Genomic DNA, 24,003 nt, shown 5'->3' with positions numbered 1-24,003 from the left:
GCCATCTCTGCCAGCCCAAGCACCTGGGCCACAATGCGCTGACCAGTCCGGTACACTTGAACCCGCCGGCGCATCTGCGGCGACAGCGCTTCATCGGGATCTGGCACCTGCGCGTGCAGCTCGTTGACGGTGAACGCCAGCCCTGCCCTGCGGGCCGCGGCTTTGGCGGCCCGAACCAACTTCTCGATATCCGCTCCGGATTGCCCGACGAGTCGCTCGGCTAGACCGCTCAGTTCCTGGCGGGACACATCAAATCCGGCATACCGCGCCAGAATATGGGCGATTGCTTCAGCGTCAGGGAGCTCAATGCGAATGATTTCATCGAGGCGCCCCGACCGCGTCAGGGCCGGATCAATTCGATCGACATGATTGGTGGCGCCAACGATCACCACCCCTGCAGTTCCCATGGCATTCGTGACGAGCTCGAGCATCCGGTTGACGATCTGGGTCCAGTATTCGCTGTAGCGCCCTTCAAGCGTGTCGCGGCTGGCGATTCCATCGAGCTCATCAATGAACAAAACGCTCGGTGCCTGCGCCACTGCCTGCTCAAACACGGCCTGCATTCGCTTCAGCGTGCCCGACAAATTGTCTCGTGCATTCCATTCAGCCACGCTGGTCGCTATCAACGGCACCTTCAGGGTTGCGGCCAGGACAGCGGCAAATGAGGTCTTTCCCGTCCCCGGCGGGCCCGAAAGCACGACTGCTCGATGGTCAACCTCGTCCCAGGTGAGCCGACCCTTACGCCATAGCTCGAAATCCTGAGCCAGTTCGAGCCCCCAGGTCTTGGCGGCACCGTAGCCATGCAGATCGCCGAGCAAATCGGTTTGAGCGTGGGGCAGCGCTATTTGCGGGTTCACAGCCTGCTGCAGCCCCGACAAGCACTCGGTCGCCGTCCGACCGCGGCGGACATGCGCCACCAGGTTTTCGGTGCGCAGCTTCTCGGCAGAGGAGAAGCTCAGCACGCCACCTGGAACTTCATCATGGGCAGCCTCGAAGAGCACGGCCAGCATTTCAGGAGACATTGGCGGTAGCTGCAGCTCAAGGTCGGCACCCGCAAGCGCGTCCGGCGTTGGATCGTCGGCTGACATGGTGCCGAAGATGGGCAGGCGCTGCTCGGCAGCTTGGGCGATGATGCGGACCGAAATGCGATCATGTCGACCGCCCGCATCAGCAAGGATGACAAAGCTATCTCCTTGTCCAAGACCGTAGCGAGGATTGTGGTTCACCCTGCCCGACTTCAAGACGACCGCGTCGGCAAGGACATCGCCCACAGTGGCGGCATCATCTCCATTTCGTGTCCTGATGACCACAAAGGCCTGGGTCGCCACCAACGACTTCATGGTCGCAAAGTGCGGCGCGAGGCAGTACGCCAGCGCGATTGTATATGCCGCCCTATCGACAGGCAGCCGCATGTTTGCCTGAAGTTTTTCGGCGATTGCCACCGCGTCTTCTTCGCTGCCGGCGTCCTGCGCAAGCCTGTCTGCTGTCCTTCGGCGAAGGTTGTCCAGCATCTCGAGTGCCAGGCGTCGGCCGATTGATGAGTTGTGGATGGGTGTGCCCTCGCTTTGGAGGGATGACGTGCCGGGGGTGCTCATAGTGCAGCTCCTGCCCACTTTGGGCGCGAAAAACGGATGTTGGTGAACCGCCCAGAGCCTGGCCCTGACATCGCGCGCTGCATGCGCAATAAGCTGATCGAGTATGGAACATATAGCGAACATAATGCAAGAGGGGTTTTCCTCGCCTTCCTGTCCTGCATCGTCCCCTGGGGCCGTGCGTACCAGCGATTTCCGTAAGGATTTGCTAACCCATCGGCTAATCCACTCCGAAACAAGCAAAATTCTGGATGGTCAGAACCAGTTCTTTGCGGCAGGCTGAGCATCAGAAAGGAGAGACACCATGCCCGAATATGCCGAAACCAGCATCGAAAAGCTGCTCGTCGTTGTCGTGAACGACCGTGTCCCTCCTTTGGTCACGGTTAGCTGACCGACGCTTCTATCCCCTCAGACATGACCGATGCCCATCGGCTCGATTGAGCCGGCTTGTCATCGCGACCAAGAGCGATAGCACGCCACCAGCGTGAGCGTCGGGCCACGCCCAACTTCCAACCACAATCCGCATTCGGCAAAACCATACGGCACAAAGCGTGCCCGCGGCAGTGCTGATTGCGTCCCGCAGATGACCGATGTCGTTCCGTCTGGAGCGATGCCGGACAGCAGTATCAAGACGAGCAAAAAGGTATGATCTTTGAATAGGTTACGTGATAAAGCAAGGTGTTTTGCGTATTCGCAAAAGTTATCCTCACGTAGCACGGAAGGAAGAGACCCGATGAGTTTGGAAGTGGTGATCGTTCTGAAATAGTTGTTCAGAACTTAAGCGATTTCCTCGGTTGTTGACCCGGCATTCGCCCCGGAAACACAATCGTCGTCGGGAACCGGGACGTCTCGGCTTTCCTCAAATCTCATCCAGAGAACGCCCTGGTGGCCAGCCCCGAGCTGCCAGGGTCGGAGTACGGGGCTGCTGAAGGAATTCGGTCAACGATGTCGCTCGACCAAAATACTGCGCTCCATCTGCGCTACCCCGGCTTTCGGTCCTTCAAGGCGCCGCAGGCCATCCACTACCGGCACCGATATTGCCGGATCGTGCTGGTGCTCGACACGCTCGATGAGCGGGTATCGGAACTGGCGCCTGCTCACCTCTCGCCTCACGGCGCAGAAGTTGGTCAGGACTGCATTTACCGCCGAAAGGTCGGTGTGCGCTGGGAAACCATTCGCATCGGCCGGCCAACAGGAAAGGATGACACTATGAGGTACGACCGAGTGCTGACACGCGAGCAAACCACGGCGCTGCCGGGTTACGCTAATGCCAGCCTGATCTGGGCAAAGCGTAACACACAGGTAACGATTCAGTCTCGAATGGCGGCCCTCGAACTGACGGCAGACGAGAGACCAACGACCCTTGGCAAGCTGCTAAGCGCCATTTTGGACGCGGCTGGCAACGCCGACGAGCTCCTGGCCCTCATCGCCGATGGCACGCTGCAGATCGATGTCTGCGGAGTGCTGACAATCTGGACACCCATTCGCCGGAGAGGGGCAAAGCCTGCCTGAACTCAATGCCGAAATAACGCAGCAAAAGATCTGAACTGAAGGAGATTTCTATGTCGCCATAGCCGGAAAACGAAAATGTCTCAGGTTGGAGCCTGAGACATCCCGAATTCAAAGCGGTCGCCCAAGTCCTACAAAAACCAGGCGGCCAACACCCCAAAGCAAATGGGCTGTGCACTCTCAACATGCATCCTGATAGCTCTTTCGTCAAGGGCCAGGAGGCGGTTGTGGAAGGCACGGCGAAGGAGAAGTCGTGTCAAAGAATCCTGAAAGCTCTGCCCCCACCCACAAGTGCCCCGATGGCATCACTCTGCCCTACGCCACTTCGCGCAGGGAGCACTCGCTATGAGCATCATTGCCGAACTGCAAAACGGCGGCGCTAAAGGGCCGATCCTGAAGCCACTACCTGATGACGACTTCGTCTGGGACTTTTCTCAGGGTGCAGACCACAGCACGATCTGCTGCGTGGAACCGGTCATCCGCATCAAGACCTCCTCCGATAAGGGGGCTCCTGGCCGCTCCATTGGCGTGCCCAGAAAAAACTCGCGTCGCAATACGATCGACTACCAAGACCCCATCGATCACAGCATCAAAAGGGCAGAAGGCAACCTGGAAATGAAGGGTCTCTATCAAGATCTCCGTGACCCCAACGTGGTCAAAATCGAGCCCCAGTTCGGGCCGTGGAAGTATACGGATGCGGCAGGAAAACAGAGGTCGGCATACTGGGATGCACGGATCACCTATTCCGACGGAACCAGGGTGCTCAAGGATTTTAAACCGGCGCCGATTGCGATCCGGAAAAATCACTTGGAGACCGTGAACACCATTTTCCAGCAAATGCCCACGTCGGTCGCCGACAGTGCAGCCATGATCACAGATCGCGACTTGCCCGCATGGGCGGTGGCGAATGGCCGGCTCATTCACTCGGTGTTGTGTGATGAACACTGGGTGATGAAAGACGAGATGGCTGCCGCCATCGAGCTTCTCCACGAACCGGTCACGCTTGAAGACCTCTGCTTGCCTCATGGAGGCATCCAGCGAACTTTCCGCACGGCAGTATATCTGATCGCAAAGGGCATCCTCTGGCACCCACCTGGTCTGATCAATGCCTTCACTCGAGTTGCTCACCTGCCTGTCTTTAAGGCGCCTACCAGTCACACGTCCGGCACATCAATTTCCACCAATTTATAGGAGCTGTCACATGAATAATCCCAAGGCTTCGCTGGTGGAGATCACACCCTTTTCACTCATTTTTCAGAAGGGCGAGGAATGGCGCGTCGAAGATGAAACGCCCACGGAGTACTATATTACCGGCAGAAATGATCCCACCCTGTTCGACGTCCTGATCAAGGACGAACTGTCAAAACTTGTGAAATCCGGCAAGCTAAAAATCAGGGAAGAGATCATCGATTTCTTGGATATGTCAGTAATGACCGTCTCCAAACGCCGCCGGACGGCCCTGTCCATGATGTGGGTATCAGCGGTGAAGGAGGCGCTCCAGATTGGGCTTATCGAGGACATCACGCAAAGGTCTTGCAAGCTGGTGATCGCAGTCAAAGGACCTGAGGTGATCGATCGCTACCGGAACTACCATGGTGAAACGGACTACGCCGAACCAAAACCAGGCCGCAAACTGCACCATGGCAGCCTCTCCGAAGACCGCACCAAACAGCATCTGGATATCGACGAGAAGCGCATCCTTTTGACCCCGCGATCACTATGGGACCTCATGAAGCGCTGGGAGGCCAATCCAGTGCCGGAGACACTTGTCCCACAGTGGACGAAGAACTGCGGCGGCGGCAAAGCACTGGATCAGCGCACATGGGCTATAGTGAAGGAAAGCAGCGTTGCCTACGCAGGTGAATCGTACCGAACCTATGATGGCGTCCTGAAGTTCATTAATGCCGAGATCGTCTCAAGGAACGCTTTGGTTGCAGAAAGTAATCAGATTCCTCTTGCGACCCCCTACATGGTGCGAAAGGCCATCGATGAGCTTCCCGAATTTGCCAAGATGTTTACGCGACGGGGTCCGAAGACAACCAACAATGCTCTTCGCCTGGTAGGGCGGGGGCCGAAGTTTACTCGTCCGGGCGAGGAAATTGTTCTCGACGGCTGGGAAGCGCATGTACACACGCTGCTGGAACCGAATGTGCAGCGCATGTTCTCGTTGGATGTGAACACCGTGCGCCTTCGCATAGTGCCCGCCATGGATCACGCGACGGGCTATATATTTGGCCTCACAGCGGCGCCCACAGGAGAGACTGCCGCCCTAACAACAAAGTGCCTACGAATGATTGGGACCGACCGTTCAGCTTTAGCGCGCGCCGCGGGTTGCACCTCGGACTGGGGCCCTCCGATCGGAGTTGAGATCTTGGCGCAGGATTCTGGTTCGGCGCTGTGGAACGAAATTTACATGCAAGCCGGCTGGGTAATAGCAAACTCCGTCGACCACAAGGCCGCTGGGCTTGCGTGGCTTCGCGGGGCAGTGGAACGAGTCCTGCAAACGATTGACACCAAGTTCGTGCAGAATTTCATCGCGCGGACGGGAAGCAACATCTTGTCTCGACATGAAAACGATCCGCAGAAGCGCGCCGCCATAGTGGCTGACTTCTTCATGAGGCTATTCGTTCGCTTCATCGTCGACGTGTATCACCACGAGCCCCGCCTGAAAGGTCGCGCAAAACGTCCTTCTCCAGCCCGGGAACTGGAGATGGCGCTAAAAGTGCAACCGAAGGCAGCGCCAAACCCGGACGTTCAACGACTAGCGTTCGGAAAAGTGTTTGATCGCAAACTGACCCGAGCAGGCCTGCGCTTCATGAACATCGAATACAGTTCTGTGTGGCTGGCCAAGCCCCTGCGGGATCGTGGACCGCACATGATGAAAATTAAGGTCGACCCGATGAATCTGGGGCGGATTTCCGTAAACATCGACAACCGATGGGTCACTATTCCAGGGCCGCCCGAGCTGGCAGATATCGATTTACAAACTTGGATTGAACTGGGTGACCGCAATGCCCGAGAGGTAGGTGAACACGCAGAAATAGACTTCCGAACTTTCGTGGCACCCGCGCTGTTGGAAATCGATGCCGCGGCCCGGCGCGCCGAACGTCACCTCGGCTTTACTGATCTCGACTGGACGCCGGCCATGATGGAAAAGGCCGAAGGAATGCTGCGCACCTACGTGGTCTATGACCGAGCCCCTATCGGCGCCGAGCCCGGCGTCTCGGGCTCATCCCGCGAGCTCGGTACCGTGATTACCCGCACTGCTTCCCATGCCGCTCAGGTTTCTTCTTCGATTGCTCCAGACGAGCCCGTTTCAAGCAAGCCGACAAAAAGAGCGGAAATCCAGCCATCGCCTGACGAAACACCCACCGCCCTTCCAGTAGCGCCAGTCCGTCGCATTCCCCGTAGCCGTAGGTAGACCCACTTGCTCAAAAACACCGACAACACCATCCGTCTTGCAGAGCGCCTAAACCAAGTGAGCTTCGTTGTGCCCGAGTATAGCCAGCTGCTCGCCATGCTGCAGCGGCAGCACGAATCTGTGGCAGTCCGGATCGACGAGGCACAGCCGTGGGGCGCAAACAATCGCCATCCTGTCCGCGGGATCATAGTCACAGGTCAACACTACAGCGGAAAAACGGATCTGGTGGCGCAGTGCTTAGAAGCCGTAGAGCCAGTTGAGTCTGTGGATGGGCAAGCGATTGAACCCAACAGCCGCATGATCGAAGCGCCCAATGTCTTTACCCAGTCGAGCATGGCGCGTGCGATCCTTGCGGTCATGGGTTATCCCCTGACTCGCAAGATGACCACGGACCTGGCCTGGTCAAAAGTCTCGGATCGCCTCGACAAAGCTGCGGTAACCCAACTTGCCATCGACAACTGGCAGTGGTCCTTCTCCCCATCGCGTGCCGGAAAATTCTCCAGGGATGTCGAAAAACGCCAGATTCAGGCAGCATTCTGCAACATGCTAGACCATTCGGTTTGGCCCCTGCCCCTAGTCTTGATCGGCCTACCCGAGGTGATGAGCGAGCTGGCCATGGAAGGCATGCACCATATCAAGGATCGCTGTGACGTCATCAATATCGGACGTATGCGAAACGATGCTGGTGAATATGCCAGCTTGCTTGATGGCATCGGCAAGCTCTGTCAAACCGCTGGGCTACAGCTGCAGCTTCACATGGACGATCTACCGATGCAGCGGCTAGCACACGCCGCCGATGATGCCCGAGGTGTTGCGATCACCATCGCGAAGCTGGCTGTATTGCAAGCCGTACGCAACGGCTCAAGCCGACTGGAAATCGAGCACTTTGGCGCTGTCTACGCTAGTACAGCCAGTTCGCACGACGACCAGCGGAACCCGTTCGTCTCCGACACGTGGGCCACAGTCGACACTTCTGGGATTGGGAGCAATCCTGACGTACTGCAGGCTCTTGTCGAAATGAACGGCCCAAAAAAGGCGTCCCCTCGTCAGTGACGCCGCTGCTCTGCAGTCGCTGACGATCAAGATAGGCGTGACCTTAGGGCCGTGCACTGCTCAAACGAACGAGAGGTTTGGTCCTACTGAGCCAGGAAACGGGGTCGCAGACACGCGGCCCCTTTTTTTGGACCATTTGCAAAACCAGTTTCGACGTAAGGAAAGTTGGATCTCAACTTATTGGAAAAAGTGCAGTGATATCAGTGGGCTTTTGGAAAATCCGATTCAGTCGCAACAGCTGTTGCGAGCGATACGGATTTTCCAAGGTCAACCCCAAGGGCCGACCGCGGCTATGACTGGCAGTATCTCGTAGATTTGGGCGCAGCACCGGCGGTCGCGCCCACATCCCTACCCAGCGTGACCGCAAGGTCCAGCGTTCGGTCGACCCCGAACTCTACCGCCGGCGCAACCTGATCGAGCGCTTCTCAACCAACTCAAGCACGTGAGGCGCATCGAAATGCGCGCTCATGAGTCCGCCATCTAGGCCGGAAGCATGAAGCCGTCGAAGAAGCTTGCGAGCTCCCCATGCGCGTCGAATGGCAGAATCTGCGCGACATGTTGATCAGGTCTGACAATCAGCAGGCAACCCTTCTGCCGGTCGATGCCGCGAAGCTCAAAAATATCCCGGCCGTTTTTCAGATCAGGACAGAACATCTTCTCATAATCGACCAGCCCCAGCTTGCCTTTGCGCGGCAACAAGAAGGCCGGCAGGGTTTGGAGTGCCAAGGCGCGATGCGCCTGCTGGAACACGGCGCGCGTATCGATCACCGAGTCGATATCGGCATCCGCGCCAGTGTATCTTCGTACCGGAGAGCTGGGCGCGTTGGCGAGAAAGTCGCACAATTTGTTGATTGCCGAACCCTGCACGGACGGATCCTCGTCGGGGCAAAAGGCAAAGATGCGCCAGCGGGCGTCGGCTTGCACCGTGTGGCCAAGCTCCATGGTCCTGGCGTCAGCGAGGCGCACCACCGACGCAGAGTGGAACCGCGATCCGATCTCAAACCCCGTCGCAAGGTGCTGCCAGAGCGGTTGCCCGGTGAAGACCGAAGGCTCGTATTTGACCGACAGGCCAGCGGTGTAACGCCCATGCTCAATGAAATAGCTTTGGAATTTTGGCGTTTCTTCCAGCGATGATCCCGCCTCGGGCGGTGCACTGATGATCCTGGACCATTCGTGGTCAAAATCAATCAGGTCCTTGGCGACCCTGTGTCGTTCCGCCGCGTAGCTGTGCAAAATGTCGGGCCGCGAGCGCCCCTCCAGAACAGCAATCAGTTTCCAGCCCAGATTGAAAGTATCGCCCATCGACACGTTCATGCCCTGGCCTGCCTTGGCGCTATGGGTATGGCACGCATCTCCGGCTATGAAGACCCGGGGCGCTTGGGTGTCGGTATTGTCGGCGGGAACATCATCGAACTTGTCCGCCAAGCTGTGCCCCACTTCATAAATCGACCACCAGGCGACCTCCTTGACGTCAATGCTGAAGGGGCTGAGCACGCGGTTGGTCGCATCAATCAGCTTGTCGACGGTCACGGTATTTACCGACACGCGCTGGTTCTCGACGAGTTTGTCCATCTCGATATAGATACGAACCAGATTACCCCCTTCGCGCGGGATGATAATGATATTGCCCTCATCGGCAGATTTGATCAGAGACTTCAATCGATAGTCTGGGAAATCGGTCACTGCCAAAACGTCCATCACCCCCCAGGCCTGATTGGCGCGGTCACCACGCAATTCCTGCCCGATGGCGCCACGCACCACACTGCGGGCACCATCACACCCGACAACATAGCGAGCGCGGACGGTCTCGGTCTGCCCCGCGTTTTCTGAATCAACACGCTCCAGTGTCACCGTGACCGGGTATGCCGCACCGTCCTCATCCACCGTCAGGCCAACGAGTTTTCGCGCATAATGCGGCTCGAGGCGCGACGGAGAGTTGCGCATGATTTCCAGATAACGGTCGTGCACCCGGGCCTGATTGAGAATGACGTGAGGCATTTCCGACAGCCCCTCCTCCACGTCCTGAATACGGCCGGTCCGGTGAATTGCCGTTGGATTGTCAGGGTTGGGGTTCCAGAATGTCGTTTCGTTGACCCAGTGGGCTTCGCGCATAACCTTCTCGCCGATCCCGAAGGCCTGAAACATCTCCATCGAGCGACACGAGATACCATCCGCCTGCCCCTTTACCATGGGGCCCGCCTTCTGCTCGACAATGGCCGTGGTGAGATGTGGAAACGCCGATAGCTGCGCGGCGAGTGTAAGGCCAGCGGGACCGCAACCCACGATCAGTACGTCAACTGTTTCGGGAAGGCCGGCACCAGGCTCCGCATGTCCCGGGGCTGCTTCGAAGACATCGGGATCACCCGGTTGAAAACCATTGAGGTGAAACTGCATCAGCCATTCCTTACATCAACAGGACATTTAATAAGTGAACTTACTATACGCATCCCTGTCGATCACTCGTCAATAAAAAAGTATGTGTACGTTCTATTTTTTTGCTAGTTGTGCCTCACACGAGGCAGCACCGGGGCCGGCCAATGAACAGTTCAACCTCCATGACGATCAGTTCCAGAATGCCGGGTCACCTCATCCGACGGTTGCATCAGGTGTCGACACATGTGTTCCTGCAGCGCGTTCTCGAGGCGGGGTACGATTTGACGCCCGTTCAGTTTGCGGCGCTCGACACGCTCCGCCACCACCCCAAAATTGACCAGGCAAGCCTCGCCCTGGCCATCAGCAAGGATCGCGCAACTGTTGGGGCCGTAGCCGACCGCCTGGAGCAGAAGGGACTTGTGACGCGCGTTATCAGTACGCGCGACAAGCGGGCGCGGGAACTGGCCCTTACCGAGGAGGGCGAGGCCGTCATTGCTGCCCTGTTTCCGATCGTCGAAGACCTGCAGAAAGAAATCCTTCCCGGCCTTGATGATGATGAATATCGTCAGTTCATTGCCTTGGCGTCCAAGGCCGTGAGGTCTGCGGGCCACCTCGGGGAAAGCTGAGGTCGACACCAGCTTTCCCCGGGAATTCATCCCATGGGGCCCATGATATCGCGGGCCTTTTACCGGAACATCGCTTGCGGGATGAGCAAAGCAATCTGCGGGAATATGACAATCAACAGCAGGCCGACGGCCATTGCGAACCAGAACGGCAGTACACCACGGAAAATGGTCGCCATGGGGACGTCGCCGGCCACACTTTTTACCACGAAGACGTTCAACCCCACCGGGGGCGTAATCATGCCCATCTCGATGACAATCACGGCGATGACGCCAAACCAGATCGGGTCAAAACCCAGTGACATGATGATGGGGAAGAAGATCGGAACCGTCACCACCAGCATCGCCAGCCCATCCATGAACATGCCGAGCACCAGATAGGCCACCACGATCAGCAGCAGCACGCCGTATGGGCCCAGCCCCGTCGACATCATCGCTTCGCCCAGAGTGGCAGGCAAATGGGTGAGTGCCAGAAATGGATTGAGCAAATTGGCCCCGATGATGATCAGGTAGAGCATGGCGGTTGTGCGTATGGTGTCAGAAACAGCTCTGACGACTGATTCCCTGTCAAGCTTGCCCGACAACAGTGCCATGACGATCACCAACGCGGCCCCGATTCCTGCGGCCTCAACAGGCGTGAATACCCCAAGATAGATACCGCCAATTGAGGTGACGATAACAAAGATCAACGGCAAGGCGCGCAGGAGCGCCACAAAACGCTCGCGAATTGGCACCTCAGCACCCCGTGGCCCCGCTGCCGGGTTGCGCAAGGTGACAAGGGTGACTGTGGCCATGAAAAGCACCGTCAACAGCAGGCCCGGCAGCACACCGGCCATAAAGAGCTGGCCGATACTCTGTTCGGTCAAAATGGCGTAGATCACAAAACCCGTCGAGGGTGGGATCAGAAATCCCAGCGTTCCCCCCGCGGCGATCGCACCAGTCGCCAGTCCGTCAGAATAGCCAAAGCGCTTCATCTCCGGAAGCGCCACCTTGCCGATGGTCACTGCGGTGGCTACGGACGAACCGCTCACCGCGGCGAAGGCCGCGCAGCCAACAATCGATGCGGAGGCGAGCCCACCGCGCAGCCGCCCCACCCAGGCGAAGGCCGCCTCATACAAGCGGCGACTAAAGCCTGCCGCCGAAGCGATATTGCCCATCAAAATGAAAAGCGGCACGACGGTCAGGGAATAATTCGAGGTCGCCGAAAACGTCTCTGTCACCAGCAGCGCATTGGCGGAGCGGCTGCCGTTCAGGATCATGGTCCCGAAAAATCCAACAGCAAGCATGGCCATGCCCACCGGCATTCTCAGGATCATGAGAATGAACATGATGCCGAGGCCACTGAGTCCAATCAGGAAATCACTCACTTCTCGGCGCTCCCGGTTAGCAGCACATCAACAAGTTGAAGGGCCAGCACAATTGCATAGAGCGTCGCTCCGAGCACGAGCAGCCCGTAAAACGGCCACAGCGGAATAGCGAGCATATTGGTGGCATCGCCAAATTCAGCCGCGTCCTGCATCTTCGACCAGGAACGCAAGGCCAGCAGGCCGAGCAGGTATATGGCAATGCCACGTGACAGGAGATCGCCGAGAAACCGTCCCACGGGGCCAATAATGCCATCGAACACGTCGACGCGAATGTGGTCGCCCCGCTGCGCGGCGGCAGGCATTGCCAGCATCACCAAAGCGATGGAGGCCAGTTGGATAATCTCATTGCTGCCCAGAATGGGCGCCGCGAAAACATATCGCATGATCACGCCAACGGAGGTGGCTACCAGCAGGACCACCAGCGCCGCTGAAGAGAGTATGTTGAGAAGGCGGACCGCCCATTCGACTGGTGTCGAATGGGCCAATCCGCGTGGCGCGTTTGCGGCCTCGTGGTCAATCATTCTGCAGGGCTTCGACGTAGGCCCGAGCATCCAGCCCGCTCGCATCTGCTTCGGAGACTACCTGTTCCACCACAGTCGCAGAGATTTCGTTAAATCGCGCTGCTTCCTCAGGCGAAAGCGTGATCTGTTCCTTGCCATCGGTGGCGACAAAATCTGCCATCGCCTTGTCGGCAACTGCGAGCCAGGCGGCATTGCCGTTGATGGCAGCTTCACCGCCAGCCTCAAGCACAATTTCCTGCTGCTCAGCGGACAGATCATCGAAACTGTCGCGGTTCATGACCAGGAAAAAGTCGGAGATCGTAGTCTCCATGCCACTGGTGACGTATTTGGTCACTTCGGCCAGTCGGAACGCGCTTAGGGCTGTCGCGTCTATCATGGCGCCATCAATCACCCCAGTTTGCATGGAATTGTAGATTTCAGTCGCCGGCATCGAAACGGGTGTTGCACCCCAGGCTTCCACGACCAGCCCGGCATTGCGCGAGGGAACCCTGAGCTTCAGCCCTTTGAGATCTTCGAGGCTATGGACAGGCTTTTCAGCCATGAACAGCAGATTAGGTGCGTTGTTCCAGATCCCGAGCAAGACAACACGGCGATACTCATCCGAAAGCTTATCCAAATTGGCAAGCATCTGGGCCGTTCCGGTCTCTGCAGAGATGACCCCGGGCAACTCCGCCAACAGGGTTTTTGGGAAATTTGACGCCGTGTAGCCGGGCAATCCGAACACGATGTCGGCAACCCCATCGACGGCGCGGTTGTATTGCTCCGCTGGCCCTGGGCCAAGTTCACCACCCATGAAGATGCTGACGGTCACCTCACCACCAGTCTTCTCGGCGATTGCGTCAGCAAAAGGCTTGTATGCCTGCTCCAGAACGAAGTGGGTCGGCGGCTGGAAATCAGCCAGTTTAAGTTCACGCGCCATCGCTGACGACGCCGCAAGTGCCAGTGCGGCCGTTAGCACCGCTGTCAAGCTCTTGATATTCATGTTGAATTCTCCCTTTGTAAATTAACTGGCTAAGTTTTATTTTCGTTGCGCCGGGATTGTTCCTGGCGCTGATGCAGCATGGTTTCAGCGGGGGTAGACCACCCCATCGAACAGTTTGCGTGCGGTGCGGATGGTGCCGGCCGCCTTGACGCCGCCGTCCTCGGCCATTTCAAGAAACACCTCCATGGCCCCGGTGGGGTGCTCGATCTGAAAGCGGCCATCCGCCGGAATAACCAACAATGGTTGGGCTACGCTGCCTTCAATCAGGCAGGCCGTGGCGACCGTTACGGCGGCCAGCACTCCGACAGAAGCGTGCACCCGATGAGGAATGAAGCTGCGGGTGTTGATGGCGCCCCCCGCGACCGCCGGCGAAACCAGCGTCATCTTGGGAACCGAAGCCCCGCGCACATCGCCCAGGTTCATGAGCGGCCCCACCGCCAGCCGGATCGCCTCGATCCGGGCCTTGAGCGCGGTGTCGGCTTCGATTGCCTCACGGGTTTCTTGCCCCGACAGGCCAAAATCGCTGGCCCGCATGATGACGCAAGGCATGCCATTGTCGATCAGGGTGCAGTTCACGCCGTCGATGACGTCGATCGCCCGGCCAGTGGGCAGCAGGGCACCACACATGGCGCCGGCAATGTTCTGAAACAGCAGGGGGATCGCGGCATGCGTGCCGGGAACGCCATCAATGCGCGCATCGCCCGCGTAATTGACGCGGCCATTGGGGGTCTGGATCTGCGCGACCGCCACTTCACCGGAATTGACCATGTGGATGCGAACCGGGGTAGTATCGCCCGCAACCGGCACCAGACCCCGCTCGATCGCCGCAGGGCCAACGCCGGCCAGGATATTGCCGCAACCCTGCGCGCCCGAAACCAGCGCCTGGTCGACAAATACCTGCAGGAACAAATAGTCGATATCGGCGTCCGGTCGGGTCGATGGCGACAGGATCGCCACTTTGGAGGTCAATGGATCAGCGCCACCAATGCCGTCGATCTGACGCGGATCAGGGCTGCCCATAATGGCCAGCAGCAGCGCGTCGCGGCTGGTCGGCTCTGACGGGAGGTCGCTGGCCAGAAAATAGGCGCCTTTGGAGGTGCCGCCCCGCATCCACAGGCAGGGGATGCCGCCTTCAGACATATTTCAGCCCCTTGGCCGCCAGCGTTTCGCGCATGCCATAGATATCGAGCCCCAGTTCACCAGCAGCCAGACGCTGGCGCTTGCTCTCTTCATTGGCCAGCCGCTTATTGGCCGCTGCCAGAACCGCTTCGGCTTCGTCGCGCTTCACCACGACAACACCGTCGTCGTCGGCCACGATGACGTCACCGGCCTCAACCAGTGCGCCCGCGCAGACAATCGGCACATTGACCGAACCGGGGGTTTCCTTGACCGTGCCCTGCGCTGAAATCGCCTTGGACCACACCGGAAAGCCCATGCGGGTCAGGTCGCGGATGTCACGGACGCCGGCGTCAATGATCAGTCCGCGACAGCCCCGCGCCATGGCCGAGGTCGCGAGCAGATCGCCAAAATAGCCATTGTCGCAGGGTGATGTTGGCGCCAGTACCAGAATGTCGCCCGCCGCCAATTGCTCGATGGCCACATGGAGCATCCAGTTGTCGCCCGGCGGGGCCGAAATGGTGACGGCAGAACCGGCAATCTGGGCACCGGCATAGATGGGCCGCATATGGCTCCCCAGCATGCCCTTGCGGCCCTGCGCCTCGTGCAAGGTGGCAACACCCGCTGCAGCCAGCCCGTCAATGGTCGCCGCAGTGGCGCGCGCGATGGTCTGAACAACAACACTCATTGTTCATTCTCCTTTTTGGCTACGGGTGGGGTGCCGTGCGTGTGGAAGCTTTCGATGGTTTTCAGACCCCAGGCCTGACCTTTTTTGCGCTCGGTTTCGGTCCAGACGACCGTCTGCCAGTCGGGCGCCAAAATCAGGCGGGCGCCGGCATTGGCAAGTTCCACGCGGTTGCCGGCCGGCTCCCAGACATAGAGGAAGAACGTGCCTTGAATGGCATGCTTGTGCGGCCCGGTTTCGATATGCACGCCGTTTTCCAGAAAGATGTCGGCGGCCCGTAAGATATCCTCGCGCGTGTCGGTGGCATAGGTGACGTGGTGCAGCCGGCCCTGCCCGCCGCCATGCTCTTCGGTGCAGGCCAGATCATAGGTCTTGTTGTTGACCGTGAACCAGCAGCCGCCAATCCGACCATTGTCCAGCTGGATCATTTCCGTAACGCGGGCGCCCAGACAGGTTTCCATGAAGCGGCGGAACTCGGAAACGTCGGCGGCCAGAAGGTTGAGGTGATCCAGCCGACGGGGCGCGGCACCGCGACCGTGATAGCGTTGCGCCAGGTTCTTCAGTTTGGGGCGCTCGGCTTCCGGCGCGACATAGCGCTTGGTGTCCCAGTAGATTTCGAACACATGTCCGGAAGGATCTTCAAAGCGGAAGGCCCGACCGTGACCGAGGTCGCCATCGACCCAGCCGAGCACCTTGAAGTCGCTCGCTTCGATGGCAGCCACCCGGCGGTCCAGCGCTGCCTGCGAGCTGGCGCGATAGGCGATGTGACCGACGCCGGTGGTATGATGGCGCGTCAGCTTGAGCGTGTGGAACTCATAATCGTCCCAGGCGCGCAGATAGGCCGAATTTTCGTCCTGGCCCGACACGGTCAGGCCATAGACGCGGGTGAAGAAGTCGAGGCTTTCATCGAACTTGTCGGTGAACATCTCGACATGCCCGAGATGGGCTATATCAAAGCAGGGTTCCATCAGAGCTCATCCACGGTGCGGGGAAAGATCGACTGGAAGCCTTCGGCATATTTTGAGGCGCGGCCGCCCGACTGCCCCCCCGAGTTGCGCTGGAAGTGGTTGGCCCGGTTCTGGGCGACCCGGGTATAGAACTCCCAAAGGTGTTCCTGGCCTTCCATGCATTCGATGGCGGCGCGCTTCTTGTCCCAGACATCCGTAACGTCGAGAAACACATCGGGCTTCCACCCCATCTGCTCGGTCTGGTGCGGCTCGAACAGATAGAGCTGTGGCGCGCCGAGCACCTTCTCGCCGGGTTTGTGACCCCAGGCTTGGGCAATCATGCGGGTCTCAAGGGCGACCTGAGTGGCGTACATGTGATCGGTATTGTAGGGATCATATTGCGAGTGGCTGAGCATGAAGGCCGGCTGCACGGCGCGAATGATATCGACCAGGCGATACTTGTCGTCATCGTTCAGGCGCAGCGGGTAGTCGCCCAGATCCATGCTGACCAGATCATGCACACCCAGTTTTTCTGCCGCCCGTTCAGCTTCTCCGCGCCGCGCCGATTTGACTTTTTCGAGGGTCATGTCGGGCTGCTTCCACAGCTTGGCAGACTCACCCCGCTCGCCAAATGACAGGCAGACGACGGTGACCTCATAGCCCCGGGCCGCATGTTGGGCGATGGCCCCACCGCAGCGCCAGACGAAGTCGGCGGCATGAGCGCTGATGACAAGTGCGGTCTTGGCTTTGGACTGGGTCAACTCACTCTCCTGATGCTTAAGCTGGTTAAATGTCGCATCGCCGCATCGAGAAAACCAAATCCAAATCTCGGGCCAGCCATAAGTATAGGCTATAGCGATTTACGTTTGACGGTGGGACCTGTACGCTGGCGAGGCCCCTCCTCCCTATGCAGCCAAGGATATGCAGATGGTGACCGCTGGATCGATTGCGCTGGCCGGTATTGGCGCGGCCAGCCGGGCCTCGACGCAGAGCTGGCAACTACCGTCGCGCGCACCATACGCCGATGGCGTCAACGCGCAGCATGCCCGCCCGGCACTCGATGCCCTATTGGCCGCAAGGTCATGAGAGCCAATCTGCGCCATCTGCGCGCTTTTCTGGCGGTCTTCGACACCGGCTCCATCACACGCGCTTCGGCGATGTGTCACGTATCCCAACCGGCTGTGACCCAGGCCATTCGCAAGCTGGAGCGGCAGGCCGAAGCCGAGCTGTTCCAGCGCACCAGCCATGGTCTGTTTGCCACTCCAGCCGGTACGGTGCTGGCGCTGCGCGTCCGCACCGCCTTTCGCCTGCTCGATCCAGCGCTTGCGGAATTGGCCCCACGCCTGCGCATCACCGCCACCGCGGCGCAACTGACGGCACTGATTGCGGTCACCGAGACCGAGAATTTCACACTGGCCGCCCGACGGCTCGGCTTGGCCCAGCCCACCGTGCATCGGGCCATCACCGACCTTGAGCAGGAAATCGGCCGGTCGCTGTTCGAACGTACCGCGCACGGCATGATCGCCACCCGGGCGGCGGAACTGCTGACCCGGGCTGCCCAGCTGGCCTTTGCCGAACTTGATCAGGGCGAGGCAGATCTCGGCGAATTGCTGGGCCGCGAAGTCGGCCGCATTGTCGTCGGGGCCATGCCGCTCTCGCGTTCGCTGATCTTGCCGCGTGCTATTGCCCGCTTCCGGCAACAGCGCCCAACCCTGCCGATCCAGGCACTCGATGGCCCCTATGCCGATCTGATCACCGGCTTGCGACGCGGTGAGGTGGATTTCCTGATCGGCGCCATGCGCGATCCTGCGCCGATCGGCGACATTGTCCAGCAAGCGCTGTTTGACGACGAACTGGTGGTTGTCTGCGGCCGTCATCACCCGTTGCTGACCCAGCCGAGTGTGCAACTCGCCCAACTGGCTGCCTATCCCTGGGTGGTTGCAGTTGAGGGCACGCCCACCCGGCAGCAATTCAACCAACTGTTCGCACCCGACAGCAGCACCAGACCGATCAGCCTGATTGAAACAGGCTCAATGGTGCTGATGCGCGAATTGCTGCAAATCTCTGATCACCTGGGGTTCATTTCGGGGCTGCAGATTGAATCGGACATCAAGCTGGGTGCCGTTGCGCGCCTGCCGCTGCGGCTTGGGGATACATCGCGCTCGATTGGCCTGACCGTTCGGGCCGGCTGGACCCCCACGCGGGCCCAGGACGAGTTTTTGCAGGCGCTTCGAGCCACGGTGGCTGACCTCGGCCCCTGAGCCGCACCAGGCAGATGCGCTAGATCTGCTCAGGCCAGTAGAGCCGCGTCGGATTGTCGACCAGCAGTGCCTGGAGGCTTGCGGGCGACGGGGCGATGATCTTGAGCAGATCGACGAGCTCGCCATCGTCGGGCATATTCGCCTTGATATTGGGATGCGGCCAATCGGTGCCCCACAGCACCCGGGTCGGAAAGCGCTCAACCAGCAGGCGACCATATTCGGCTGCATCGTGGAAGGGCGGGCCGGCGCGCGAGATGCGCTCGGAGCCGCAGACCTTCACCCAGAAACGCTCATCTTCCATCAGCTCAAGCAGCAGGCGGAAGGCCAGTTGCTCGGGTCCGGCGCTGGCATCGATACGACCCATATGGTCGATGACCATGGGCAGTTCGAGTTCCTTGAGGAAGGGCGCCAACTCTTCCAGCCGATGCGCATCGAAATGCACCACAATGTGCCAACCAAACGGAGCGATACGCTTCACCATGGCCCGCACCATATCCTTGTCGGCGGCCTCGCCAAGGTGGGTGACGAAGTTGAAGCGGACGCCGCGGACGCCCGCATCATGCAGGCGCCCCAGTTCCTGATCGGAAACCGTCGCATCAACCATGGCGATTCCACGATAATTGCCCTTGCCCGCCATCAGCGCGTCGACCATGGCCGCATTATCGCTGCCGTGGCAGCTGGCCTGCACGATAACGGAACGATCAATGCCCAGATGGCGATGCAGGGCAAAGAGTTTTTCCTTTGGCGCATCCTCGGGCTGATAGGTGCTGGTCGGGGCGAAGGGAAACACAGCCGCAGGACCAAAGACGTGACAATGGGCATCGCAGGCGCCCTTGGGCAGCACGAGATCGGGCTTTTTGGGATTGGGGTGGAAAGGCAGGTTCATGGAGTCAGATGCTCGTCGGTTCGTGTGATAGCGGCCGGGCCGCAGCAGGCGTTGCCACGCTCAAGCGCAGCGTCGTGAGGATCAGCAGTACTATGCCGACGGCTCGCGCGGACAAGGTAGCAAGGTCAACGGCATCAACGGCAGTTGGCCAGACGGTCAGCAAGGCTCCCAGGACCAAGATGCCGCGTTCCGGCCAGCTGAGAGGCCGCACGAGCCAGCCCGAGAACGCCAGAGTCAGGCCCATCGTACTGAGGGTCGCCAGCACGATGGCCAAGCCAATCTGCACGCCACTGCCGACCATCAGAATGCCCGGCATGGTGAAAAACAGAAACGGGATCAGCAGCTTCACAAAGCCCAGCCGGATCGATTCCACTGCGGTCGCATTGGCATCGGCGCCTGAAATGCCGGCTGCAGCATATGCCGCCAGCGCCACCGGTGGGGTGATGGCCGATACCAGTCCATAGTAGAAAATGAACATATGGGCCGAGATTGCGGGCATGCCCAACCGCGTCAAGGCCGGGGCCACCAGGACAGCCAGGAGCAGATAGGCGGCCGAGGTTGGCAAGCCCATGCCCAGCACAAAGGAGGCCAGCGCCGTCAGGAGCAGGATGGCCCAGATATTGCCGGCGCCAACTTCGACGATCAGGCTGGACAGCATGAGCCCGACGCCGGTGAGATTGAGCACACCAATGACCACGCCGGCTGCTGCGACTGCTGCAATGATGGGCATGGTGGAGACCAGCGTGTCCCGGCAGACCTGGACCAGGTCGATCACGCTCGCCCTTGTCTGCTTGTGCCAAGGACTGATGGCCAGCGCCAGCACGATGCAATAGACCGCCGCGCGAGTTGGTGTCGTGCCTGCGAACAACAGCGCAATCATGCCCACCAGCGGCAGCAGCAGATAGCCCCGGGTCTTCAGCGCTTCCAGCAAGAACGCGACGCCGCCGGCGGTGTCGCGTTCCAGATTGAGTTTGCCGGCTTCAAGGCGGATGGCGATCATCAATGCCAGCACGTAGAGCAGGCCCGGAACCAGCGCCGCCAAGGCGATCTGAGAATAGGGTACGCCGACGATTTCGGCCATCAGGAAGGCCGCAGCGCCCATGATCGGGGGCAGGATCTGCCCCGCCGACGAGGCGGCAGCCTCGATGGCGCCCGCCGTTACCGGGGAGTAGCCGACCCGCTTCATCAGCGGAATCGTGAAGGTTCCCGTCGTCACCACATTGGCGACAGCGCTACCATTGATAGTACCGAACAAGGTGCTGGACAGGGCCGCAGAAAGCCCTGGTCCGCCCTGGACACGGCCCGTCAGGCCACGGGCGATATCGACGAAAATCTCGCCAGTGCCGATCTTCATCAGCAGCGTACCCAACAGGGTGAACAGGAAGATATACTCGACCGCAACGCCCATCGGCACACCGTAAAAGCCTTCGGTGGAGAGGAACAGCGTCGAGGAGAGGCGCGCCAGATCGTAGCCGCCATGGCCATATTTGCCCGGAATGAGATAACCGAACAGCGCATAGCCGATGGCGAGTGTGGACAGCACAAGCAGCGCCCAACCCAGGGTTTTGCGCACCAGCACGAAGGTCACCGCGCACAGCGCGAGAAACATGATTTCGTCCATCCAGGTGGAGAGCGCGCCACGCTGGATGATGTCGAGATAGGAGTACCAAAGATAGGGGCCCGGTACGAGGGCGATGGCAGCCAGAATATAGCAGAGCACCCGCGATATCCGCGAGCGGGCTGACAGGCCGACGACCATCAGGCCCGCGGCAGCAACCAGCGAATAGAACATGGAGCGCAACAGCAGAGCGGTGATACCGCCAAAAAAAGCGCCATAGATCACGAGCGCCGTGATCGCAACAGCCAGCAGGGCATAGAGGAGCGATACGATGATCGCTCCTCGGCCCTTACCATGCCCGCCGCGCAAGAGGAGTTTGTCGAGAGCTTCAGACATTATGGCCATTGCTGGTCCGACCTACCGGCCGGCCTCGTCAAAATAGCGCTGCGCGCCGGGGTGGAGCTGGATCGGCGTGTTGGTCGCCGTGGCGAGAGCGATATCGGCCGCCTGAGGATGGATAGCGCCCAATTCATCGAGGTTGTCGAAAATGGCCTTGGTGATCTGGTAGATCGTTTCCTCATCGGCGTCAGCGACGGTGAAGATCGTGGCCGGATCGTTGATGGCCAGTACGGCCTCATCCTGGCCAGCATAGGTGCCGGCGGGGATTTCGTAGTACTGATAGAATGGGTAGTCCACGATCATCGGTGCAGCAGCGTCGGCGTCGATGGGGATCAGGTGCATCTCGCGCTGCGCACCCAGATCGATAAGGGCGGCGGTCGGCGCACCGGCCAGCACGACGGTGGCGTCGAGCGTGCCATTCATCAGCGCCGTGGTGCCTTCATTGTAGGAAATGAACTGGACATTGGCCGGATCGAAAACACCGTGGGCTTCCAGCAGACGCTGGCCAAGAACGGCAGAGTTTGAACCCGGTGGTCCCAGATTGATGCGTTTGCCGGCGAGATCAACCATGGTCTGGATGCCGGTATCGGCCGTGGTGGCGATCTGCAGCACTGCTGGATAGAGATAGGCCATGGCCGCGACGGGCAAGGCTTCTTCAAACGGGCCCTGGCCTACGCTGGCTTCGTACAGGGTAGAGGACGAGGAGAAGCCCATCGTCATCTGACCTGCCGCAGCGCGGCGGATGTTTTCCACCGAGGCGCCCGTGACTTCTGCGCGGGCAAAAGCATCAGGCATGTTCTGGTTGAGCATCTCGGCCATGCCGGCGCCGATGATGTAAAACAGGCCACCAGTGCCACCAGTGCCGATGGAAATGCGCTCCTGGGCAAGTGCCGGCGTTCCCGCCAACCCTAGCGCCAGACCAGCGCAGATGATCAGTTTCGAAAGTTTCACAGTCTTCTCCCTTGAGTAAAAAACAATGGCGTCATGCCATTTCAGTAGGCCGCAACACGGGTTCGGCAGAAAGCGCGCGGAAGCTGGCAAAGCTGGCTTCCACAATCTGCTCGACAGCGAGTTCGCGGTCGGCTCCATCGACCGCGCCACCCGACAGACGGGTGACGCGCTCGGGATTGACGAGGGCGTAGTAGAGGGCACCAAGCAGGAAGTGGCTGCGCCAGACCAGATCGGCCTTGGACGCGCCCGGCAGGCAGTCGCCGATCGCCTCGAGAAAGGCATGGCTGGTGCTGTCGAAGGCCCCGGCGATGATCTCGCGGGCATCGCTATTGCCCTCGGCCGACAGAACGGCGCGCATGCGGGTGAATTCGGCACCGCCACCGTCATGATCTGACGATGAGGAGAATGCCGGCATCACATAGGCGCGCAGAACCGCGTTCAGACGATCATCAGCATCGTGCACGCGTCTCGCCTCGCCCAGCAGTTCCAGGCGACGGCTATTCATGGGCACGGTATGGCGCTGGTAGATTTCGCGCAGCAAAGCTGCCTTTGAGCCGAAATGGTAGGTGAGGCTGCCGACATTTGCGCCTGCCGCCTTGGCGATCTCACGCAGCGATACGGCACTGTAGCCGTTCGAGGAGAACAGCTTGATCGCCGACGCCAGAAGCGCTTCGCGCACACTTGCCTTGGACATGTCCTCCCCCCGTTTTGTACGAGTGTTCATATTTCTTGTACGTTCGTACAAATAGAGAGTCAACTGCTGCCCAGCGCCAGCCAATGGTCATTGTCGGCCAGACGGCTTTCCATTCCGGCGTGCGTCATTGCGAGCGATTCCGACCCGTCCTTGCTCAGTGGGGTGGCGCAGCTGATTGATCTGCAGGAAGCGCCCGCGACGAGTCGTGGGCCGTCACTGACGCGGCGGCGCCGCTCACAAAAGCGCAGCTCGAGTGTACCCACCCCGTTCGAATCCGAACTGGCTTGGCTTCATGAAGGCAGCCGGCATGAGGACCGCGGGAGGAGGGCCTCACAAATCGCCCGACTGCAGAACGCTAATTGTGTGCTGTATCGAGCGATCTACTGCTTTTTGCGCATTGCTTCGTTCAGCCGATCGCCCAGCGCGCCGATGCTGCTGGGCGCCTCTTGTTGTGGGCGCTGATTGGCCCGCAGGGGCTGATCGCGGGGCCGGTCGCGCGGGGCTGTATTGTCAACTTCCCGGCGCATGGTGAGGCCGATGCGCTGGCGTGGGACGTCGACCTCGACAACCCTGACCCTGACCACGTCGCCCGCCTTGACGACCTCGTGGGGGTCCTTGACGAATTTGTCGGCCAGTTGGGACACGTGCACCAGCCCATCCTGGTGGACGCCGATATCGACGAAGGCGCCAAAGGCGGCAACATTGGTGACGGTGCCTTCCAGCATCATACCGGGTTTGAGGTGTTTGATGTCGTCCACACCTTCGGCAAAGGTCGCAGTCTTGAAGGCAGGGCGCGGGTCGCGGCCGGGCTTTTCCAGTTCGGCAAAGATGTCTCGCACCGTAGGCAGACCGAAGCGGTCATCGACAAAGCCCTTTGGATCAAGACCGGCCAGGGCCGATTTGTCGGCCATCAGGCTGCGCAGGTCGCGGCCGCAGGCGGCAACAATCTTGCGCGCCACGCCATAGGCTTCCGGATGCACCGAAGACGCGTCGAGCGGCTCGGCGCCATCGGTGATGCGCAGAAAGCCGGCGCTCTGCTCAAAGGTGCGCTGCCCCAGGCGCGGC

At 59.8% G+C, this 24,003-nt stretch carries 21 protein-coding genes; 7 read left to right on the top strand and 14 right to left on the bottom strand.

Features of this window, described 5'->3' with window-relative positions; all coding sequences use genetic code 11:
• Positions 1 to 1,835: AAA family ATPase (locus Q8O80_RS13165; RefSeq protein ID WP_305579930.1), on the bottom strand; the 1,835-nt coding region annotated here is incomplete at its 3' end.
• 702 nt (positions 1,836 to 2,537) lie between these two features.
• Here Q8O80_RS13165 and Q8O80_RS13160 point away from each other — a divergent pair.
• The 4 genes from Q8O80_RS13160 to Q8O80_RS13145 all read left to right on the top strand — a co-directional run bounded on the left by Q8O80_RS13160 (position 2,538) and on the right by Q8O80_RS13145 (position 7,575).
• Positions 2,538 to 3,104, top strand: a complete 567-nt coding sequence (locus Q8O80_RS13160; protein WP_305579928.1) for a hypothetical protein — start codon at positions 2,538 to 2,540, stop codon at positions 3,102 to 3,104.
• Positions 3,105 to 3,446: 342 nt separating this feature from the next.
• Positions 3,447 to 4,292 carry a hypothetical protein gene (locus Q8O80_RS13155; protein WP_305579926.1) on the top strand — a complete coding sequence of 282 codons (846 nt, stop codon included), beginning with the start codon at positions 3,447 to 3,449 and terminating at the stop codon, positions 4,290 to 4,292.
• A 10-nt stretch (positions 4,293 to 4,302) separates the two neighbouring features.
• A complete protein-coding gene (locus Q8O80_RS13150) occupies positions 4,303 to 6,522 on the top strand; it encodes a hypothetical protein (RefSeq protein ID WP_305579924.1) in 2,220 nt (739 codons plus the stop codon).
• Between the two features lie 6 nt (positions 6,523 to 6,528).
• The gene (locus Q8O80_RS13145; RefSeq protein ID WP_305579922.1) at positions 6,529 to 7,575 is read left to right on the top strand and encodes a TniB family NTP-binding protein; all 1,047 of its coding nucleotides are present in this window, start codon (positions 6,529 to 6,531) and stop codon (positions 7,573 to 7,575) included.
• Positions 7,576 to 8,055: 480 nt separating this feature from the next.
• Here Q8O80_RS13145 and Q8O80_RS13140 read toward each other — a convergent pair whose 3' ends face one another.
• Positions 8,056 to 9,969: an FAD-binding monooxygenase gene (locus Q8O80_RS13140; RefSeq protein ID WP_305579920.1), complete on the bottom strand. Its 1,914-nt coding sequence runs from the start codon at positions 9,967 to 9,969 to the stop codon at positions 8,056 to 8,058.
• 161 nt (positions 9,970 to 10,130) lie between these two features.
• On the opposite strand from Q8O80_RS13140, the gene Q8O80_RS13135 reads away from it, so the two are divergent.
• Positions 10,131 to 10,574: a MarR family winged helix-turn-helix transcriptional regulator gene (locus Q8O80_RS13135; RefSeq protein WP_305579918.1), complete on the top strand. Its 444-nt coding sequence runs from the start codon at positions 10,131 to 10,133 to the stop codon at positions 10,572 to 10,574.
• A 59-nt stretch (positions 10,575 to 10,633) separates the two neighbouring features.
• On the opposite strand, the gene Q8O80_RS13130 is transcribed toward Q8O80_RS13135, so the two are convergent.
• The 7 genes from Q8O80_RS13130 to Q8O80_RS13100 form a co-directional block, all read right to left on the bottom strand.
• Positions 10,634 to 11,938, bottom strand: a complete 1,305-nt coding sequence (locus Q8O80_RS13130) for a TRAP transporter large permease (protein WP_305579916.1) — start codon at positions 11,936 to 11,938, stop codon at positions 10,634 to 10,636.
• Entirely contained in the window at positions 11,935 to 12,459 is a 525-nt protein-coding gene (locus Q8O80_RS13125) for a TRAP transporter small permease (protein ID WP_305579914.1), read from the bottom strand. The genes Q8O80_RS13130 and Q8O80_RS13125 overlap by 4 nt, the downstream gene beginning before the upstream one ends.
• Positions 12,452 to 13,441: a TRAP transporter substrate-binding protein gene (locus Q8O80_RS13120; RefSeq protein WP_305579912.1), complete on the bottom strand. Its 990-nt coding sequence runs from the start codon at positions 13,439 to 13,441 to the stop codon at positions 12,452 to 12,454. The genes Q8O80_RS13125 and Q8O80_RS13120 overlap by 8 nt, the downstream gene beginning before the upstream one ends.
• An 84-nt stretch (positions 13,442 to 13,525) precedes the next feature.
• Positions 13,526 to 14,581 carry a 4-oxalomesaconate tautomerase gene (locus Q8O80_RS13115; protein WP_305579910.1) on the bottom strand — a complete coding sequence of 352 codons (1,056 nt, stop codon included), beginning with the start codon at positions 14,579 to 14,581 and terminating at the stop codon, positions 13,526 to 13,528.
• Positions 14,574 to 15,245: a 4-carboxy-4-hydroxy-2-oxoadipate aldolase/oxaloacetate decarboxylase gene (locus Q8O80_RS13110; RefSeq protein WP_305579908.1), complete on the bottom strand. Its 672-nt coding sequence runs from the start codon at positions 15,243 to 15,245 to the stop codon at positions 14,574 to 14,576. The genes Q8O80_RS13115 and Q8O80_RS13110 overlap by 8 nt, the downstream gene beginning before the upstream one ends.
• Positions 15,242 to 16,210: a VOC family protein gene (locus Q8O80_RS13105; protein ID WP_305579906.1), complete on the bottom strand. Its 969-nt coding sequence runs from the start codon at positions 16,208 to 16,210 to the stop codon at positions 15,242 to 15,244. Before Q8O80_RS13105 ends, Q8O80_RS13110 begins: the two co-directional genes overlap by 4 nt.
• Entirely contained in the window at positions 16,210 to 16,950 is a 741-nt protein-coding gene (locus Q8O80_RS13100; protein ID WP_305579904.1) for a PIG-L deacetylase family protein, read from the bottom strand. Before Q8O80_RS13100 ends, Q8O80_RS13105 begins: the two co-directional genes overlap by 1 nt.
• Positions 16,951 to 17,116: 166 nt before the next feature.
• Here Q8O80_RS13100 and Q8O80_RS13095 point away from each other — a divergent pair, with 166 nt between their 5' ends.
• Both Q8O80_RS13095 and Q8O80_RS13090 read left to right on the top strand, forming a co-directional pair.
• Positions 17,117 to 17,275, top strand: coding sequence for a hypothetical protein (locus Q8O80_RS13095; RefSeq protein ID WP_305579902.1), 159 nt, complete (start codon positions 17,117 to 17,119; stop codon positions 17,273 to 17,275).
• Positions 17,272 to 18,450 (top strand): LysR family transcriptional regulator, encoded by a 1,179-nt coding sequence (locus tag Q8O80_RS13090; RefSeq protein WP_305579900.1) that lies wholly within the window; start codon positions 17,272 to 17,274, stop codon positions 18,448 to 18,450. The genes Q8O80_RS13095 and Q8O80_RS13090 overlap by 4 nt, the downstream gene beginning before the upstream one ends.
• 19 nt (positions 18,451 to 18,469) lie before the next feature.
• Here Q8O80_RS13090 and Q8O80_RS13085 read toward each other — a convergent pair whose 3' ends face one another.
• The 5 genes from Q8O80_RS13085 to Q8O80_RS13065 all read right to left on the bottom strand — a co-directional run.
• Entirely contained in the window at positions 18,470 to 19,336 is an 867-nt protein-coding gene (locus Q8O80_RS13085; RefSeq protein ID WP_305579898.1) for an amidohydrolase, read from the bottom strand.
• A 4-nt stretch (positions 19,337 to 19,340) separates the two neighbouring features.
• Positions 19,341 to 21,290 (bottom strand): TRAP transporter fused permease subunit, encoded by a 1,950-nt coding sequence (locus Q8O80_RS13080; RefSeq protein WP_305579896.1) that lies wholly within the window; start codon positions 21,288 to 21,290, stop codon positions 19,341 to 19,343.
• A 21-nt stretch (positions 21,291 to 21,311) separates the two neighbouring features.
• Entirely contained in the window at positions 21,312 to 22,244 is a 933-nt protein-coding gene (locus Q8O80_RS13075; protein ID WP_305579895.1) for a TAXI family TRAP transporter solute-binding subunit, read from the bottom strand.
• Positions 22,245 to 22,275: 31 nt separating this feature from the next.
• Entirely contained in the window at positions 22,276 to 22,938 is a 663-nt protein-coding gene (locus Q8O80_RS13070) for a TetR/AcrR family transcriptional regulator (protein ID WP_305579894.1), read from the bottom strand.
• 380 nt (positions 22,939 to 23,318) lie between these two features.
• Positions 23,319 to 24,003 (bottom strand): S1 RNA-binding domain-containing protein (locus Q8O80_RS13065; RefSeq protein ID WP_305579892.1); only part of this gene is annotated, 685 nt, incomplete at its 5' end.

This window comes from Devosia sp. (assembly GCF_030689745.1).
GTDB classification, from domain to species: domain Bacteria; phylum Pseudomonadota; class Alphaproteobacteria; order Rhizobiales; family Devosiaceae; genus Devosia; species Devosia alba.
Note: the sequence above shows the minus strand (reverse complement) of the source record. Positions and strands in the feature narration are given on the sequence as shown.